This is a genomic window from Sphingomonas sp. (assembly GCF_965227385.1).
In the GTDB taxonomy this organism is placed as follows: Bacteria; Pseudomonadota; Alphaproteobacteria; order Sphingomonadales; family Sphingomonadaceae; genus Sphingomonas.
On record NZ_OZ245750.1, the window covers coordinates 1,141,303 to 1,156,049 of the forward strand.

The 14,747-nt window shown below is 68.9% G+C and carries 20 protein-coding genes; 18 read left to right on the forward strand and 2 right to left on the reverse strand.

Going from position 1 to position 14,747, the window contains the following annotated elements; translation table 11 throughout:
* The first annotated feature begins 124 nt into the window (after nt 1–124).
* The 7 genes from ACO05N_RS05575 (at nt 125) to ACO05N_RS05605 (ending at nt 5,414) form a co-directional block, all read left to right on the forward strand.
* A complete protein-coding gene (locus tag ACO05N_RS05575; protein WP_422056182.1) occupies nt 125–748 on the forward strand; it encodes a hypothetical protein in 624 nt (207 codons plus the stop codon).
* Entirely contained in the window at nt 738–2,057 is a 1,320-nt protein-coding gene (locus ACO05N_RS05580) for a DNA-packaging protein (RefSeq protein ID WP_422056183.1), read from the forward strand. The genes ACO05N_RS05575 and ACO05N_RS05580 overlap by 11 nt, the downstream gene beginning before the upstream one ends.
* A gap of 46 nt (nt 2,058–2,103) precedes the next feature.
* Nucleotides 2,104–2,832 carry an NRDE family protein gene (locus ACO05N_RS05585; RefSeq protein WP_422056184.1) on the forward strand — a complete coding sequence of 243 codons (729 nt, stop codon included), beginning with the start codon at nt 2,104–2,106 and terminating at the stop codon, nt 2,830–2,832.
* A 1-nt stretch (nt 2,833) separates the two neighbouring features.
* The gene (locus tag ACO05N_RS05590; RefSeq protein ID WP_422056185.1) at nt 2,834–3,505 is read left to right on the forward strand and encodes a spermidine synthase; all 672 of its coding nucleotides are present in this window, start codon (nt 2,834–2,836) and stop codon (nt 3,503–3,505) included.
* Nucleotides 3,506–3,586: 81 nt separating this feature from the next.
* Entirely contained in the window at nt 3,587–4,723 is a 1,137-nt protein-coding gene (locus ACO05N_RS05595; protein ID WP_422056186.1) for a phage portal protein, read from the forward strand.
* A 65-nt stretch (nt 4,724–4,788) separates the two neighbouring features.
* Nucleotides 4,789–5,037, forward strand: a complete 249-nt coding sequence (locus tag ACO05N_RS05600; protein ID WP_224922245.1) for a DUF6127 family protein — start codon at nt 4,789–4,791, stop codon at nt 5,035–5,037.
* Nucleotides 5,034–5,414 (forward strand): HK97 family phage prohead protease, encoded by a 381-nt coding sequence (locus tag ACO05N_RS05605; protein ID WP_422056187.1) that lies wholly within the window; start codon nt 5,034–5,036, stop codon nt 5,412–5,414. The genes ACO05N_RS05600 and ACO05N_RS05605 overlap by 4 nt, the downstream gene beginning before the upstream one ends.
* Here the strand turns inward: ACO05N_RS05605 and ACO05N_RS05610 are convergent.
* On the reverse strand, nt 5,411–5,671 hold the full coding sequence (locus ACO05N_RS05610; RefSeq protein WP_422056188.1) for a hypothetical protein: 261 nt from the start codon (nt 5,669–5,671) through the stop codon (nt 5,411–5,413). The genes ACO05N_RS05605 and ACO05N_RS05610 overlap by 4 nt on opposite strands.
* A 249-nt stretch (nt 5,672–5,920) precedes the next feature.
* On the opposite strand from ACO05N_RS05610, the gene ACO05N_RS05615 reads away from it, so the two are divergent.
* From ACO05N_RS05615 to ACO05N_RS05665, 11 genes are all read left to right on the forward strand, one after another.
* Nucleotides 5,921–6,976: a phage major capsid protein gene (locus ACO05N_RS05615; protein ID WP_422056189.1), complete on the forward strand. Its 1,056-nt coding sequence runs from the start codon at nt 5,921–5,923 to the stop codon at nt 6,974–6,976.
* Between the two features lie 169 nt (nt 6,977–7,145).
* Complete coding sequence (locus ACO05N_RS05620; RefSeq protein ID WP_422056190.1) at nt 7,146–8,822, forward strand: hypothetical protein; 1,677 nt, start codon at nt 7,146–7,148, stop codon at nt 8,820–8,822.
* Entirely contained in the window at nt 8,816–9,031 is a 216-nt protein-coding gene (locus ACO05N_RS05625; protein WP_422056191.1) for a hypothetical protein, read from the forward strand. The genes ACO05N_RS05620 and ACO05N_RS05625 overlap by 7 nt, the downstream gene beginning before the upstream one ends.
* A gap of 75 nt (nt 9,032–9,106) precedes the next feature.
* The gene (locus ACO05N_RS05630; RefSeq protein WP_422056192.1) at nt 9,107–9,385 is read left to right on the forward strand and encodes a hypothetical protein; all 279 of its coding nucleotides are present in this window, start codon (nt 9,107–9,109) and stop codon (nt 9,383–9,385) included.
* The gene (locus tag ACO05N_RS05635) at nt 9,385–9,924 is read left to right on the forward strand and encodes a head-tail connector protein (RefSeq protein ID WP_422056193.1); all 540 of its coding nucleotides are present in this window, start codon (nt 9,385–9,387) and stop codon (nt 9,922–9,924) included. Before ACO05N_RS05630 ends, ACO05N_RS05635 begins: the two co-directional genes overlap by 1 nt.
* The gene (locus ACO05N_RS05640) at nt 9,921–10,325 is read left to right on the forward strand and encodes a DUF3168 domain-containing protein (RefSeq protein ID WP_422056194.1); all 405 of its coding nucleotides are present in this window, start codon (nt 9,921–9,923) and stop codon (nt 10,323–10,325) included. The genes ACO05N_RS05635 and ACO05N_RS05640 overlap by 4 nt, the downstream gene beginning before the upstream one ends.
* Before the next feature lie 13 nt (nt 10,326–10,338).
* The gene (locus ACO05N_RS05645) at nt 10,339–10,746 is read left to right on the forward strand and encodes a phage major tail protein, TP901-1 family (protein ID WP_294017498.1); all 408 of its coding nucleotides are present in this window, start codon (nt 10,339–10,341) and stop codon (nt 10,744–10,746) included.
* Nucleotides 10,743–11,051: a gene transfer agent family protein gene (locus tag ACO05N_RS05650; protein ID WP_422056195.1), complete on the forward strand. Its 309-nt coding sequence runs from the start codon at nt 10,743–10,745 to the stop codon at nt 11,049–11,051. The genes ACO05N_RS05645 and ACO05N_RS05650 overlap by 4 nt, the downstream gene beginning before the upstream one ends.
* Nucleotides 11,048–11,263, forward strand: a complete 216-nt coding sequence (locus ACO05N_RS05655; protein WP_422056196.1) for a phage tail assembly chaperone — start codon at nt 11,048–11,050, stop codon at nt 11,261–11,263. Before ACO05N_RS05650 ends, ACO05N_RS05655 begins: the two co-directional genes overlap by 4 nt.
* The gene (locus tag ACO05N_RS05660) at nt 11,256–11,807 is read left to right on the forward strand and encodes a tail tape measure protein (protein ID WP_422056197.1); all 552 of its coding nucleotides are present in this window, start codon (nt 11,256–11,258) and stop codon (nt 11,805–11,807) included. Before ACO05N_RS05655 ends, ACO05N_RS05660 begins: the two co-directional genes overlap by 8 nt.
* Before the next feature lie 127 nt (nt 11,808–11,934).
* A complete protein-coding gene (locus ACO05N_RS05665) occupies nt 11,935–14,217 on the forward strand; it encodes a DUF2460 domain-containing protein (protein WP_422056198.1) in 2,283 nt (760 codons plus the stop codon).
* Nucleotides 14,218–14,223: 6 nt separating this feature from the next.
* Here ACO05N_RS05665 and ACO05N_RS05670 read toward each other — a convergent pair whose 3' ends face one another.
* Nucleotides 14,224–14,715, reverse strand: a complete 492-nt coding sequence (locus tag ACO05N_RS05670) for a hypothetical protein (RefSeq protein ID WP_422056199.1) — start codon at nt 14,713–14,715, stop codon at nt 14,224–14,226.
* Nucleotides 14,716–14,747 lie beyond the last annotated feature (32 nt).

Consider the following 14,747-nt stretch of genomic DNA (forward strand, 5'->3'; position numbering starts at 1 on the left):
GCTGAAGAATTGCGAGTCGCGGCGATCGGGCCGCTGAGTGCGATCTTTGGGGAACTGGAAATTGAGTGAAGTCGGGCCGGGGCGGGGACGCCTGTCGGCCCGATTTGCGTTGGGGAGATGTGGGATGGGGACGCGACGCGCCTATACCGATCCGGTGCATGCGCCGTTCGATCAGAAGCGCAAATGGATCCGCTGGACCAAGGCGATGCGTGAGGCGTTTCTCGATCACCTCGCTGCCACGTGCAACGTCAAGGAATCGGCGGCGGTGATCGGGGTGATCCCCGGATCGGTTTACACGCTGCGTCGTCGTGAGCCGAAATTTGCCGAGGCGTGGGAAGAGGCGCTCGCGCTCGGCTACCAGATGCTGGAGACGCGCGTGGTCGGTCATGTCCTGGCGGGCAGGGGGCCGGACGAGCCGTTGGGAGCAGGCGTCGACAGCAATCTGGGACCGGTCAGTTTGGAGACGGCGATGAAGCTGTTGGTCCTGCACCGCAACGCTTCCGGCAAACCGCGCAAAGGTGGGGGCGGCCCGCAATATGCGCGACCCGATGAAACCGATGCGATGCTGCTCAAGCGGCTCAAGGCGATCGAGATGCGGCGCGCGCGTGAGGCCGAATGGGCGGCGCAGGTCGAGGTGGGCAAGGCCGGGTTGCTGACACACGATGCGGGCGCTGGCGATCCGGTCCTGGCACGCGATGCTGTGATCGATCACGTCGCGCGGGTGGAGGGTACGCGCGATGGCGAGTGATGCGGAGATCGGCGCCCTCATCGACCGACTGATCGCGCTGCCCGATGAAGAACGCGGCCATGCGGTGCGCGGGATGACGAAGCCGATGCGGCGCGAGTTCCTGGCGCGGTGGAAGCTGTGGGCGCATGGCGGACAGCTGGTGCCGCCGGGGGACTGGCGGGTATGGCTGATCCGTGCCGGGCGTGGCTTTGGCAAGACGCGCGCGGGGAGCGAATGGGTCAACCAGCTGGCGGTGGATGTGCCCGAGGGGCGCTTTGCGCTGGTCGGGGCGAGCCTGGACGAAGTGCGGCGGGTAATGATCGAGGGGCAGTCGGGGCTGATCGCGACGGCGCGCGTTGATCGGCGCCCGGTGTGGAAGGCGAGCGCGCGCGAGTTGCACTGGCCGTCGGGGGCAGTGGCGTTCGCCTATTCCGCGGAGTCGCCGGAAGGGCTGCGCGGCCCGGAGCATCATGCCGCCTGGGCCGATGAGCTGGGCAAATGGGGGCGCCGGGGCGATGCAGCCTGGGATAACCTGACGATGGGATTGCGGCTGGGGGATCGGCCGCGCGTGCTGGTGACGACGACGCCGCGGCCGACGCGGTTGATGCGGCGGGTGATGGCGCTGCCGGGCTGTGTCGAGACGCGGGGGAGGACGCGGGACAATCCGCATCTGCCGGTGAGTTTCGTGGCGGCGATGGAGGCCGAATATGGCGGCACCCGACTGGGGCGGCAGGAGCTGGACGGCGAACTGCTGAGCGATGTGCCGGGCGCGCTGTGGACGCGGGCGATGATCGAGGCGGCGCGCGACGTGGCGGTGGATGCGCCAGTGCGGGTGGTGGTCGGGGTCGATCCGCCGGCGAGCGCGGAGGGCGATGCGTGCGGGATCGTCGCGGTGGCGATCGATGGCGCGGGGCGGCTGTGCGTGCTGGAGGATGCGAGCGTGGCGGGGCTGTCGCCCGAGGGCTGGGCGCTCGCGGTGGCGGCGTGTGCCGACCGGCATGGCGCGGATCGCGTGGTGGCGGAGAAGAACCAGGGCGGCGACATGGTCGAGAGCGTGCTGCGCGCGGCGGCGGTGGCGATGCCGGTGCGGCTGGTCCATGCGAGCCGGGGCAAGGCGGCGCGGGCGGAGCCGGTGGCGGCGCTGTACGAGCGACGGCAGGTGCGGCATGCCGAGCCGTTCGCGGCGCTGGAGGACGAGCTGTGCGGACTGGTGCGCGGGGGCGATTATGCCGGGCCGGGGCGCTCGCCGGATCGCGCGGACGCGCTGGTATGGGCGGCGTGGGAGCTGGTGTTCGGATGGAAGGGGGAGGTCGGGGTGCGCAAGCCGTGAGATCGGCTCTAGGCGATGCGTTCGCCCCTCGCTAAGCCACGCTCCCATGTGCGTGCTGGCGTTGGCGTGGGGGATGCATCCCAATTGGTTGTTGGTCGCCGCGGGGAACCGTGACGAGCGGCATGCGCGCGCGACCGCGCCATTGTCGCGCTGGATGGCCAAGGGGCCGGTGATCGGCGGGCGCGATCTGGAGGCCGGGGGGACCTGGCTGGCGGTGAACGAGGCTGGGCGGCTGGCGGCGGTGACCAATGTGCGCGGCGAGGCGGTTGATCCGGCGCGGTTGTCGCGCGGGGGGCTGGTGACCGATATGCTCGCGGGGCATGAGCCGGAGGATCTGGACGCCTACAATCCGTTCAACCTGATCGCGGTGGATCGCGACGGGCCGCTCTATCTGTCGAACCGGCCCGATCCGGTGCGGCGGCCGTTGAGCCGGGGGATGCATGGGCTGTCGAACGGGTTGTTCGATACGTTGTGGCCCAAGACGATCCGGGTGCAGATGGCGCTGACCGCGTGGCTGGAGGAAGGCAGCGCGTCGATGGAGAAGCTGTTCGCGGCGCTGGCGGACGAGCGGCCGGCGGGGGCGGCGGAGCGGTACGAGCCCGATCCGTATGAGCCGGTGGACTCGCCGGTGTTCATCCGCAATCCGATCTATGGGACGCGGTGCAGCACGGTGGTGACGGTGGACCATTTGGGGCGCGGGCGGATTGCCGAGCGGCGGTTCAGCGCCTCGGGCTTGCTCGAGGGCGAGAGCGTCCTCAGTTTTACATGGAGTTGAGATGACGCCTCGCGAAGTGATCGGCGTGGCCGAGGTGCCGGGCGGGGAGCCGTTGCGGCTGGTGCGGCATGGGCGTGACTTCATCATCATGCTCGAGCGCAACGAGCTGATGTCGAGCCGGATGAGCGGATCGGAAGAGGCGCTGGCGGAGATGACGCTGGATCGGTTGAGCGATCCGGCCAATGCGCGGCTGTTGATCGGCGGATATGGCATGGGGTTTACGCTGCGCGCGGCGCTCAGGCGGCTGGGGCCGAAGGGTTGGGCGTGCGTGGTCGAACTGGTGCCCGGCATCATCGACTGGGCGCGTGGGCCGATGGCGGAACTGGCCGATGGGTGCCTGGATGATCCGCGCACGCAGCTGGTGATGGGCGATGTCGGTGCGGAGATTGCGCGCAGCCGGGGGAGCTGGGAGGCGATCCTGCTGGACGTCGACAATGGGCCGGACGGGCTGACGCGCGATGCCAATGACGGGCTGTACACGATGCGCGGGCTGGAGAAGGCGCGGACGGCGCTGGCGCCGGGCGGGGTGCTGGCAGTGTGGTCGGCGGGGCCGGACCCGGCCTTTTCGCGGCGGATGCGCGATGCGGGCTTTGCGGTGGAAGAGGTTCAGGTGCGGGCGCGTTCCAACGGGAAAGGTCCGCGGCACGTGATCTGGTTCGGAAAGAAGCGGTAAGAGTCTTTTAGGCGCGCAGACGCGCGCGCCCTCCCCCAGCCCCTCCCGCTAGCGGGAGGGGAGTTTTAGCGGAGAATTTTTATGAAATGGTTCGGGCGGAAGTCCGGGCGCGAGGGTTCGCGTCCGGTGTTGGCGCGTGGGCAGGGCGCGGGCGCGGTGCTGGGTGAGTGGCCGCAGAGCTATGAGGCGCAGGTGCGGGCCGGTTATGCGGCCAATCCGGTGGCGCAGCGGGCGGTGAAGATCATCGCTGAGAGCGTGGCGGCCGCGCCGGTCGCGGCGAGCGATGCGGCGCTGCTGAAGCTCATCACGGCGCGGAGCCAGGGGCAGGAACTGGGGGCGACGATTGCCGCGCAGTTGCTGTTGCATGGGAATGCTTTCGTGCAGCTCCTTGGCGATGGTGCGGGGGGTGTGGCGGAGCTGTTTGCGCTGCGGCCCGAGCGGGTGAGTGTCGAGACCGACGCCGGGGGGTGGCCGGTCGGCTATCGCTATCGCGTCGGCGCGAGCGTCAACACGATCGCGGCGGAGGACGCGGCGGGGCGGCCGCAGGTCGTGCATCTGAAGGCGTTCAACCCGGTCGACGATCATTATGGGCTGGGCTGCCTGGGCGCGGCGTCGGGGGCGATTGCGATCCACAATGCGGCGACGCGGTGGAACAAGGCGTTGCTCGACAATGCGGCGCGGCCCTCGGGGGCGCTGGTGTATGAGCCTGGGGACGGGAGCGCGCTGTCGCCTTCCCAGTTCGAGCGGCTCAAGAGCGAGATGGAGGCGGGCTTTGCCGGGGCCGCCAATGCCGGGCGGCCGATGTTGCTGGAGGGCGGGCTGAAGTGGCAGGCGATGAGCCTGACGCCGGCGGACATGGACTTTGTCGGGTTGAAGGCGGCGGCGGCGCGCGAGATTGCGCTGGCATTCGGGGTGCCGCCAATGCTGATCGGCCTGCCCGGCGACAATAGCTATGCGAACTATCGCGAGGCGAACAAGGCGGTGTGGCGGATGACGATCCTGCCGCTGGCGGACAAGATCCTGACCGAACTGGCGCAGGGGCTGTCGCCGTGGTTTCCGGATGCGCGGCTGTGGGTCGCGGTCGACAAGGTGCCGGCGATGGCGGACGACCGCGAGCGGCTGTGGCGCAGCGTCAGCGGGGCGGAGTTCCTGAGCGATGCCGAGAAGCGCGCGATGCTGGGGATCGGCGCGGAGATTGGCCAGGGGATCGGGGCGTGAGTGCGCCGGTGGACGGCAAGCTGCTGGCGCAGCTGATCGCGCAAGGGTCGGCCGAGGGGGCGGACATGGCGACGCTGCGTGCGGTGGCGGAAGAAGCGGGCGAGTTGGGCGCGAGCCGGGCGCTGGCGCGGCTGGGGCTCGACGATCCGCATGCCGGCAAGGACATGGGCGAGTTGCGCGAGCTGCTGGAGGCGTGGCGCGATGCGAAACGGTCGGCGGTGAAGGCGGTCGCGGGATGGGTCGTGCGGATGCTGCTGGCGCTGCTGGTTGTGGGGTTGGCGGTGAAGCTGGGGTTTTGGGGGGTGGGGAAGTGAGCGTGCGGTTCGCGGGCTACGCCGCAGTGTTCGATGTGCCGGACCGGGGCGGCGATGTGATCCGGGCCGGTGCGTTCGGGGCGCGGGTGCGGCGGGTGCCGCTGCTGTGGCAGCATCGTGGGGATCCGGTCGGGGTGATCGAGGCGATCGGTGAGGATGCGCGCGGGTTGCGCGTGACGGCGCGGGTCGATGCGCCGGAGCTGGCGGCGTTGGTGGCGCGGGGCGCGGTCAATGGCCTCAGCTTTGGGTATCGCACCGTCAAGGCGCGGCAGGGGCGGTGGCGCGAGATCGAGGCGCTGGAGCTGTGCGAGGTGAGTCTGGTGGCGCGGCCGATGCAGCAGCATGCGCGGGTGCATGCGTTAGCGACAGATATTTAGCGTAGCCGGCGGGCGTTGGCGCGGACTTTGCGGCGGTAGTGGGCGAGTGCCTTGCGCGTGGTGGTTGCGGGGCTCATGCCCATCGCGCCCGTCATCATCGCCAGTTGCAGTTCGAACGCGGCGGTCATTTTTTCGGAGATCATCAATTCGGCCTCGCGCTGCGCTTCGGGGCCGCCCTGGGCGATCCTGGTTGCGCGCAGGCCGATCACGGCGGCGGACTCCCAGCCGAGCGACCAGGCATCGAATCCGGCGTTCATCCAGCTTCTGGTCGATCGTTTGGACATTTGGAATTCCCGGCGTGACGGTGCGTCGCGGTCCTAACGATACAGGATCGTGGATGGGCCCGCATGGGCGCGAATATGGCGCATAGCCTATTCATTTTCTGAGACGACGGGGTTCGCCTGACGCGGGCCCCCTCCACCATCGCTTTGCGATGGTCCCCCTCCCCGTTCCCCCGGCCTTCGCCGGGGCAGGCGCGGAGGACTTTTTACTGGTGGGAGAAGACTATGGAAACGAAGGCGGATGTCCTCGAACAGTCGTTCGAGGCGGTGGAAGCGGCTGGGGTGCCGGTGGCGCGGCCGATGTTGAGCGGCGCGCGCAGTGTGACGGGCGCGGCGTTCGAGGGGTTCCTGCGCAGCGGGAGCGGCGCGCTGGAGATGAAGGCGCTGTCGGGGACGAGCGGGGCCGAGGGCGGCTACGCCGTGCCGCGTGAGATCGACGCGCTGATCGATGCGACGCTGGCGAGCATCTCGCCGATCCGCGCCATCGCCAATGTCGTGACGGTGGGCAGCGCGGGATACCGCAAGCTGGTCGCGTCGGGCGGGACCGAATCCGGCTGGGCGAGCGAGACGGCGGCGCGCGACGAGACCGATACGCCGGTGTTCAACGAGATCGCCCCGCCGATGGGCGACCTGTTCGCCAATCCGGCGGCGAGCCAGGCGATGCTGGACGATGCCGCGTTCGATGTCGAAGCGTGGCTGGCCGACGAGATCGCGCGCGAGTTCGCGCGGGCCGAGGGGGCGGCGTTTGTGAGCGGCAACGGGACCAACAAGCCCAAGGGGTTCCTGACCTATGCCACGGCGGCGACCGGTGATGACGTGCGGGCGTTCGGGACGCTGCAGCATATCGTGTCGGGTGCGGCGGGCGCGTTTGCGGCCAATCCCGAGGAAAAGCTGATCGACCTGGTTCAGGCGCTGCGGCCGCCGTACCGGCAGGGGGCGGTGTGGTGCATGAACTCGGCAACGCTGGCGCGCATCCGCAAGTTCAAGACGAGCGATGGCGCATTGCTGTGGCAGCCGTCGCTGAGCGCGGGGCAGCCGGCGACGTTGCTGGGCTATCCGGTGGTCGAGGTCGAGGATATGCCGGATATCGCGGCCAATTCGCTGTCGATCGCGTTCGGCAATTTCAAGGCGGGCTATCTGATCGCCGAGCGTGGCGAGACGCAGATCCTGCGCGACCCCTACAGCAACAAGCCGTTCGTGCATTTCTATGCGACCAAGCGCGTCGGCGGCGCGGTGACGAACAGCGAGGCCATCAAGGTCATGAAGTTTTCCGCCTCCTGACGGAGCGGGGTCAAGCTGCTGAAGTTCGCGGCTTCGTCAACGTGCGCGGCACGGTTAGCGGTGCGAAAATCATCGTAATTGTGCCGTTCGTTGCATGGCTGATACAGTTGGGTCGGGGCGATGCGGGCGCCCCGGCCAGTTCCGACTTTACCACCGCGGGAGCAGATAGATGGCAGAGCTGATTTACGCAGATTTGGTCGAGGAAACCACGACGACCACGGGGACCGGCGCAATTACGCCGGGAGGGGCGGTCGATGGATCGCGCAGCTTTGCCGCCGTGCTGAGCGAGGGGGACCAGTTCTATTACAGCATCGACGGGTCGCCCACCGATGCGAGCGTGTTCGAAGTCGGGATCGGCACCTATGTCAGCGGGACGATCGAACGGGCGCCGATTGTTTCGTCCGACGGGACCAGCGCCGTCGATCTTCCCGCCGGGACCAAGACGGTCGCCCTGACCGTGGCGGCCGAATTCTACCAGACCGTGCAGGCCCATGACGTGTTCGCCGCGTGGCAGGCAATTCCGGGCAATGAAGGACTGACCGTCACCGATTTCCTGAACCAGATTACCGGCGCGGACGGACTGTCGGCGCCGCATTACACGATCGAGACCGAGACGCCGCCGGACATCAACGCGGGATGGTCACAGGAGGGCGTCGTGTACGATTCGCCCGCTGGGACCGGGGGCGGCGAGCCGTCGAGCGTCCGGTTCGGGTTGAATTTCTCATATAACCCGTATCCCGCGGACACGCAGTATCCGGGGCAGCCGGCATATACCAACAACGTGTTCGGCCTGAGCTGGAACCTCAATACCAGCTATGCGCCCATCGACACGACCAAGGGCGGGCCGTCGATCCGTATCGAAAGCAGGTTCAAGGTGCCGACGGCCAATCCGGCCAATCCGGGTGGCTGGATCGATGGGTCGGAATTCCATCACGCGATGCACACGACCGGATCGGGCGGGATCGAGTATCGACCGATTAGCGTCTATGCCCCGTTCAACAACGACGATTGGGGCTATGATTCCGGCGTCAGCTTTACGGGCGCGAAATACACCTTTGCTGACGGATATCGCAACGTCCACGTCACATTTGCATTCAGCGGCACGTCGAGCGGGGACAAGTCGATCTTCCTGTCCAATCAGGTTCGGATCAACCGCGAAGGTAACGGCACGCCCTGGATGTATCAGTCCAACGCCGCCGGCACTTCGCGGCTGCCTTTGCCGTTCATCAGCGCCCAGAATCATTTGCAGATCGGGCAGCCGATCTACTCGTCGGTAGTGGCGGCAGGACTGAACCCGCTGAACATCCAGTCGGTGCTTGCGCTCACGGGGGTTTCCGGATTCACCAATGGCGCGCGGCTGGTGTATCTGAACGTCAATTCGATCACCGGTTCGGCGACCGGTTTCGAAGGCGAAGTGTCGGCCTCGACCCGGTTCGAGGGGTTCAGCGTCCGCAATCCCCATGCCAGCGGCAATTGTGGCGGCAGGATTGTCGGTAACGGAAACCTCTATCTCGACTTCTTCCGCCAGACGGACTTCAAGCGCTGGGGCATGACCCTGCGTTCCGACGACACCTTCGCCATCGGACAGCAGGCGCAGGGGGTGGCAGTCGCCGACGCGATCCGCATCAATTTCACGACGCTGCAAACGCAGTTCATGAAGGCCCCCAAGCTGCCCGGCGCGACCGTTTCGGGTGCGGGGTCGGCTTCGGCGGCGGGCGCGGGCGCACTGCATTATGTGACCGACCTGAACGCCACCACGACCGGCAGCGTCGCGGCGGGTAGCGGATCGAACAAGGGCGTCGTCGTGAGCGACGGCACCGACTGGCGGATCATGGCCGCATGGTAAGCCCGCGGCGCGGAGCAGCGATCGCGCGCCGCCGCATCGGCGGCGGTGCGATCAGCGCCGTGCGGCGCAGCGGGCAATTCCAGGCCCGGCAGGTCCGCCTGGCCGGACTGGCGCATGCGGACATCGGTGCCGATCCGCAGGTGGAGGCCGGCGCCGACGGGCACAGCGTCCGGGCCGAGGACAAGGCGCGCGTCGTGCGCCCGGACTGAAGCACGGCAACATGGAGACGATGGAGGGGCGGTCCGGGGGGCCGCCCCTTTTTTCTTGGGAAAAGGGGGCGAGCAATGGGCGTCTTTCTGAAGGATCCGGCGGCGACGCTGGATTATGCGATCGATTGGGCGGCGGTTGCCGGGGCTGCCGGACTGAGCGCAAGCGGCTGGGCGGTCGAGCCCGCGCACGATGGCGGACTGGCGGTGGTGGCCGAGGCGGCGAGCGGGACGCGATGTGCCGCGACGGTCGAGGGCGGGCGGCCGGGGCTGGTCTATCGCCTGACCAACCTGGTGACGTGGAGCGACGGCCGGCGCGATGCGCGCACGCTGGACGTGCGGGTGGAGCAGCGGTGATGATCGAGACGATCGTGCCGCCCGAGGCGGCCCCCGTCGCGCTGGCCGAGCTGCGCGCGTTCCTGCGGATCGACGGCGCCGAGGGCGATGCCGCCCTGGCGGCGCAACTGCGCATCGCGACCGAGATGTGCGAGGGATTTATCGGAGCGCCGCTGCTGGAGCGGACCCTGCGCGAGACGTTGTCGACGCGCGCCGAATGGCAGGCGCTGAGCGTCGCGCCGGTGCGCGCGGTGACGGCGGTTCATGCGTTGTCGCCCGGCGGGAGCGACGTTGCGCTGGCTCCCGAAGCCTACAGCATCGACATCGATGCGGGCGGGCGCGGCTGGATGCGCTGCCTGTCCGGCGCCGGGCGGGTCGCGGTCACGTACATTGCGGGAAGCGCGGGTGACTGGAACGCGGTGCCGGAGCCCGTGCGACATGGCATCCTGCGGCTCGCGGCGCATCTGCGGATGGATGGCGATGGCCAGCCGCCGGCGGCGGTGACGGCGCTGTGGCGACCGTGGCGGGTGATGCGGCTGGACGCTGGAGCGGTGCGATGAGCGCGGCGGCGGTGCTGGCGGAGGCGATCCGGGCGGCGCTCAGCGCACATGCCCCGCTTGCCGAGGGGCTGGCGGCGATCTTCGATGCGCCACCGGTACGCGCGGCGACGCCGCACGCGGTGATCGGCGAGGCGCAGCTGTCCGACTGGGGCACCAAGGACATGGCCGGGCGCGAGGCGCGGGTTGTCGTGAGCTTGCACGATGCCGGGGAGAGCCCCGCGCGGCTGCGGCGGCTGTCGGGCGAGGTCGAGACGGCGATGGCGGGGATGCCACGCGGGATCGGCGGAGGCTGGCAGCTGGCGAGCCGTGCACTGCTGCGCGCGCGGATCGAGCGCAAGGGCGAGGGACGCTGGGTCGCGACGAGCGAGTGGCGGGTGCGGATGTTGCAGAGCGGGATTTGAGGGAGATCGGGTGATGGCGGTGGAGAAGGGAAGCGCGTTCCTGTTGAAGGTGGGCGATGGCGGGTCGCCGGTTGCCTATGCGACGGTGGCGGGGCTGCGCACGACGCAGTTGAGCGTCAATGGCGAGGCGGTGGCGATCACGTCGAAGGATTCCGGCGCGTGGCGTGAATTGCTGTCGGGTGCAGGCGTGCGATCGGTCAGCGTGTCGGCGGCGGGGGTGTTTACCGGTTCAGCGGCGGAAACGCGGATTCGGGGCAATGCGCTGAGCGGCGTGATCGACGATTACCGACTGAGTTTCGAGAGCGGTGAGACGATGACCGGGCGGTTCCTGGTCACGCGGCTGGACTATGCCGGGGATTTCAACGGGGAGCGAAGCTACACGCTGAACCTGGAGAGCAGTGGCCCGGTGGTGTCGGCATGAGCGCCAACGCGGCGCGGGGCGAGGCGGCGGTGCGGGTTGCGGGGGTCGAACTGGTGCTGCGGCCGTCGTTCGGTGCGCTGGTAGCGGCGGAGCAGGAAGTAGGGCCGCTGTTCGCTCTGGTCGAACGGGCGGCGGACGGGCGGCTGGGGCTGGGCGAGATGGTCGCCTTGTTCTGGCATTGTCTGAAGGAACGGCCCGAGGGGCTGACCCGCGAGGCATTTGGCGAGGGGGTGGCGGCGGGGGGACTCGCCGCGGCGACCCCTGCGCTGCGCGTGCTGATCGGGCAGATCCTGGCGGGCCGGTGACCCCGGGTCAGGCCCGGGGCAGGTCGTTCGCCGAGCGCGCCGCGCTGTTGGCGGGGCAAGCGGGGGTGGCGTTCGGGTGGACGCCCGAGCTGTTCTGGAACGCGACCCCGGACGAACTGGCGGCACTGGTGCGGGCGGCGGCGGGCGAGGCGGTCGCGCCGCCCGATCGCGACACGATCTCAAAGCTGATGGAGGCGTTTCCCGATGGATGACGAGATCGAACACATGATGGTGCGAGTGCGCGCCGACACCCAGGGCTTTTCCCGCGACGTTGCGGAGATGCGCGCCGTGATCGACGGGCCGCTGCAGGCGGGTGCGGATCGTGCGGGCCGCGGGATCGAGAACGCGCTGTTGCGCGCGGTGCGGACGGGCAAACTGGGCTTTGAGGATCTGAAGCGCGTCGCGTCGCAGATTCTGGCGGAGATTGCGGCGGAGGCGGTGCGTGGCGGGATGGCCGCGATCTTCGGCAACGGTGGCATTGCCGGGGCGATCGGAGGGCTGTTCGGACTGCCGGGCCGCGCGACCGGGGGGCCGGTGGCGCCGGGGCGCGGTTACGTTGTGGGTGAGCGCGGGCCGGAGCTGTTCGTACCGACCAGCAGCGGGCGGGTCGAGGTGCCGGTTCAGGGCGGCGGGCGTGATGTGCGGGTGGCGATCACGATCAACGCATCGGGCGGCGCCGAGGCCGCCGGGGCGCTGCGGCAATCGAGTCGGCAGGTGGCGCGGGCGGTGAAGGCGGCGCTCAACGGGGTGGATTGAGGGTGTCCCCCTCCCGCTTGCGGGAGGGGTTAGGGGAGGGCGTGTCTGTTGAGCGCGGGTGCGTGTGGACAGGCCCTCCCCCGGCCCCTCCCGCAAGCGGGAGGGGAGAAGAAGGGGAGGGCCTAAGATGGCATATTGGCTGACGTCCGAACGGACGGTGCAGGCGGCGGGGGTGATCTCGCGCTTTGACCCGGCCTATTGGACGGTCAATTTTCCGCGGCCGATGATGGCGAGCGTGGTGGGCACCGCGCCGGACGCACTCCGCGTGGATGCGGTATTCTATCGGCAAAACGATCTGGCGGGGCTGATCTGGGAGAGCGTGGATCGGCATGACCACCCGCTACTGTCCTATGAGACCAGCCGGGATTATCGTGGGTGCCGGTTGCGCTTTCGGTGGCGATCCGGCGGGGTGATGCCGCTGGATCCGGTCAATGGACCGGTGCTGACGATCGAGGGGCGCGATGCGGCGGGGGTGCCGCGCGCCTGGTATGTGCGGTTGTGGAACTATGCGCAGGGGACGCCGGAGGATTGCGTCGTTAGCCTCGATTTTGCCAGCGTTGCGGGCGGGTTCGTGCTGCCGGGCGAGGCCGATCCGGTGTGGGCGGGCGATGTCGACCGAATGTTCGTGAGCCTGGTGCCGCCGGGCTACACCGGTGAGGACGCAGCGCTGGCGGTGCCGGTCGAGGGGTGGGTCGAGCTGTCGGAGATCGCGGTCGCGGGGCCGGGCGCGGTGCTGGCGATCGGCGACGTGGTGGTGCCCGAACATGGGCTGTCGATCTGCTCGGGCTATGACGACAGCTATCACCTGACCCCGGCGCGGCTGCTGCGCAATGCGCTGCAACTGGGGTATCGCGGGGACATCGTCCATTATGTCGGGATGAGCCATTATTTCCGGCTCGAGGCGGCGGCGGGCGGCTATTTTGCGAGCCTTGCCGGCGGGGCGCTGAACGCGCCGTGTGTCGCGTGGCATGCCGATTTCGCGGCGCGGGCGAGGGCGCTGGGGTTCGGCGTGATCTGGTCGCTCTCCTATGAGCTGTTCGATGCGCATTGCTGGGGCGATTGGAAGCAGCGGGCGGCGGATGGATCGCCCGCCCTGACGGGGTGGGAGCCGCCCTCGACCCTGTTGTCGCCGGCACATGTGGGGGCGATGGGGTATCTGCAGTCGGTGGCGGCAGCATTTGTCGGGATCGCGCAGGATGCGGGGCTGGCGGTCAAGTTTCAGGTCGGCGAGCCATGGTGGTGGGTGATGGCCGATGGCCAGTTGTGCATCCATGACGACGCGGCAAAGGCGGCATTGGGCGATCCGGCGGAGCAGAATGTGCGGGGCGATCCCGACACCGATGTGCTCGACGCGGCGGGGGCGTTGCTGGCGGCATCGACGGCGGCGCTGGGCGCGGCGGTGCGGGGTGTGGCTCCGGCGGCGCAGCTGTTGTTGCTCGCCTATCTGCCCACGGTGCTGGACCGGGACGCGCCGGAAGCGATGCGGGCGAACTTGCCGGTCGGCTGGACCTATCCGGTGTTCGATGTGCTGCAGCTGGAGGATTATGACTGGGCGGCGGCGGGCAATGCCGTCGCGAGCGCGCGCGGCGTGGCGCTGGCGCAGGCGCGGCTGGGCTATCCGGTGGAGAAGCAGCATTATTTCGCGGGGTTCGTGCTGAACCCGGAGGATGCGCAGCAGTGGCGCGGGATTGCTGCAGCGGCGGATGCGGCGCGGGCGCGGGGCGTGGCGGCGACGTTCATCTGGGCGCTGCCGCAGGTGATCCGCGATGGGTTCGTGACCTTCGACCAGGAGGATGAGATGCAGGCGTTCGACGATGTGCTGTTCCCGATTGCGCTTGGGCGCGAGGCGGAGGTTGCGCCGGAGGTGTCGACTGCGATCCTGACCAGCGCGGGCGGACATGAGGCGCGCAATGCAGCCTGGGCGCAGGCGCGGACCCGGTACGATGTCGGGCCTGGGGTGCGGAGCGAGGCGGATATCCGGGCGCTGCTGGGGTTTTACCGCGCGCGGATGGGACCGGCGCGGGGGTTCCGGCTGCGCGATCCGTTCGATGACTGCTCGAACGATGAAGGCGCGCCGGGTCCGCTCGATCAGGTGATCGGCACCGGGGATGGCGCGCAGCAGGCGTTCGCTCTGGTGAAAACATATGGCGATGTCGCGCGGCGGATCACCCGGCCGGTGGCTGGGAGCGTGCGGGTGGCGGTCGACGGGATCGAGACGGCGGCGTTCGCGACCGGCGCGGGCGGGGTGGTCATGCTGGACGAACCGGCGGGGGATGGGGTGGTGGTGACGGCGGGGTACCGGTTCGATGTGCCGGTGCGCTTTGCGGAGGATTCGCTGAGCGTGAACCGGGCGACGTTCATGGCGGGGGCGGCGCCCAGTGTGCCCTTGGTGGAGGTCAGGGAAGACTAGGCAGGGTCACTTAGCCCCAAGCGGAGCCAGGCCAGGAGGGCGGGGCACACTGGCGAGCCGATCGATCTCACGGTCGAACAGTGCGCCAAGCTTCGCGTCCCAGATCGCGGCGCCGTTCAACCCCGAATCCGCCACGAAGATCATCCCGCCGCCATCGAGCAGTACGCGGACGCGCTGACCCACGCGGGTGAACGCGATCGAACAGGAGTCGAGATAGGCGACGGAGATAGTCGAGCCTTCGACGATGCCCGGTCCGCCGGGCTTGAGAACCCGAAGAATCTTGACGCGGGCAGCGGGCAGCAGGCCCGGCTTCCAATCGTCGCCCAGGTTCATCGGTTTCTCGACCTCGGCGTCCACGACGAGCGCGGCGAGACCATAGGACTGTCGCGCATAGTCGAGCGCGCCGCTTTCCGACCGGATTGGCCCCATCGAGCATGCCATCGCGGGCGGCGCAATGCAGAGCGCAATCACGGAGATGGTGCGGAGCCAGCTGAGCATCGGTTCAGAGTGCCGTCCGCATTGCGTCCACG

Coding starts and splice junctions, on each gene's coding strand:
- ACO05N_RS05625 (WP_422056191.1), top strand. CDS start 8,816: ATGGTAAGCCCGCGGCGCGGAGCAGCGATCGCGCGCCGCCGCATCGGC.
- ACO05N_RS05580 (WP_422056183.1), top strand. CDS start 738: ATGGCGAGTGATGCGGAGATCGGCGCCCTCATCGACCGACTGATCGCG.
- ACO05N_RS05615 (WP_422056189.1), top strand. CDS start 5,921: ATGGAAACGAAGGCGGATGTCCTCGAACAGTCGTTCGAGGCGGTGGAA.
- ACO05N_RS05630 (WP_422056192.1), top strand. CDS start 9,107: ATGGGCGTCTTTCTGAAGGATCCGGCGGCGACGCTGGATTATGCGATC.
- ACO05N_RS05640 (WP_422056194.1), top strand. CDS start 9,921: ATGAGCGCGGCGGCGGTGCTGGCGGAGGCGATCCGGGCGGCGCTCAGC.
- ACO05N_RS05665 (WP_422056198.1), top strand. CDS start 11,935: ATGGCATATTGGCTGACGTCCGAACGGACGGTGCAGGCGGCGGGGGTG.
- ACO05N_RS05650 (WP_422056195.1), top strand. CDS start 10,743: ATGAGCGCCAACGCGGCGCGGGGCGAGGCGGCGGTGCGGGTTGCGGGG.
- ACO05N_RS05620 (WP_422056190.1), top strand. CDS start 7,146: ATGGCAGAGCTGATTTACGCAGATTTGGTCGAGGAAACCACGACGACC.
- ACO05N_RS05670 (WP_422056199.1), bottom strand. CDS start 14,715: ATGCTCAGCTGGCTCCGCACCATCTCCGTGATTGCGCTCTGCATTGCG.
- ACO05N_RS05595 (WP_422056186.1), top strand. CDS start 3,587: ATGAAATGGTTCGGGCGGAAGTCCGGGCGCGAGGGTTCGCGTCCGGTG.
- ACO05N_RS05635 (WP_422056193.1), top strand. CDS start 9,385: ATGATCGAGACGATCGTGCCGCCCGAGGCGGCCCCCGTCGCGCTGGCC.
- ACO05N_RS05585 (WP_422056184.1), top strand. CDS start 2,104: ATGTGCGTGCTGGCGTTGGCGTGGGGGATGCATCCCAATTGGTTGTTG.
- ACO05N_RS05575 (WP_422056182.1), top strand. CDS start 125: ATGGGGACGCGACGCGCCTATACCGATCCGGTGCATGCGCCGTTCGAT.
- ACO05N_RS05610 (WP_422056188.1), bottom strand. CDS start 5,671: ATGAACGCCGGATTCGATGCCTGGTCGCTCGGCTGGGAGTCCGCCGCC.
- ACO05N_RS05600 (WP_224922245.1), top strand. CDS start 4,789: ATGGCGACGCTGCGTGCGGTGGCGGAAGAAGCGGGCGAGTTGGGCGCG.
- ACO05N_RS05590 (WP_422056185.1), top strand. CDS start 2,834: ATGACGCCTCGCGAAGTGATCGGCGTGGCCGAGGTGCCGGGCGGGGAG.
- ACO05N_RS05660 (WP_422056197.1), top strand. CDS start 11,256: ATGGATGACGAGATCGAACACATGATGGTGCGAGTGCGCGCCGACACC.
- ACO05N_RS05645 (WP_294017498.1), top strand. CDS start 10,339: ATGGCGGTGGAGAAGGGAAGCGCGTTCCTGTTGAAGGTGGGCGATGGC.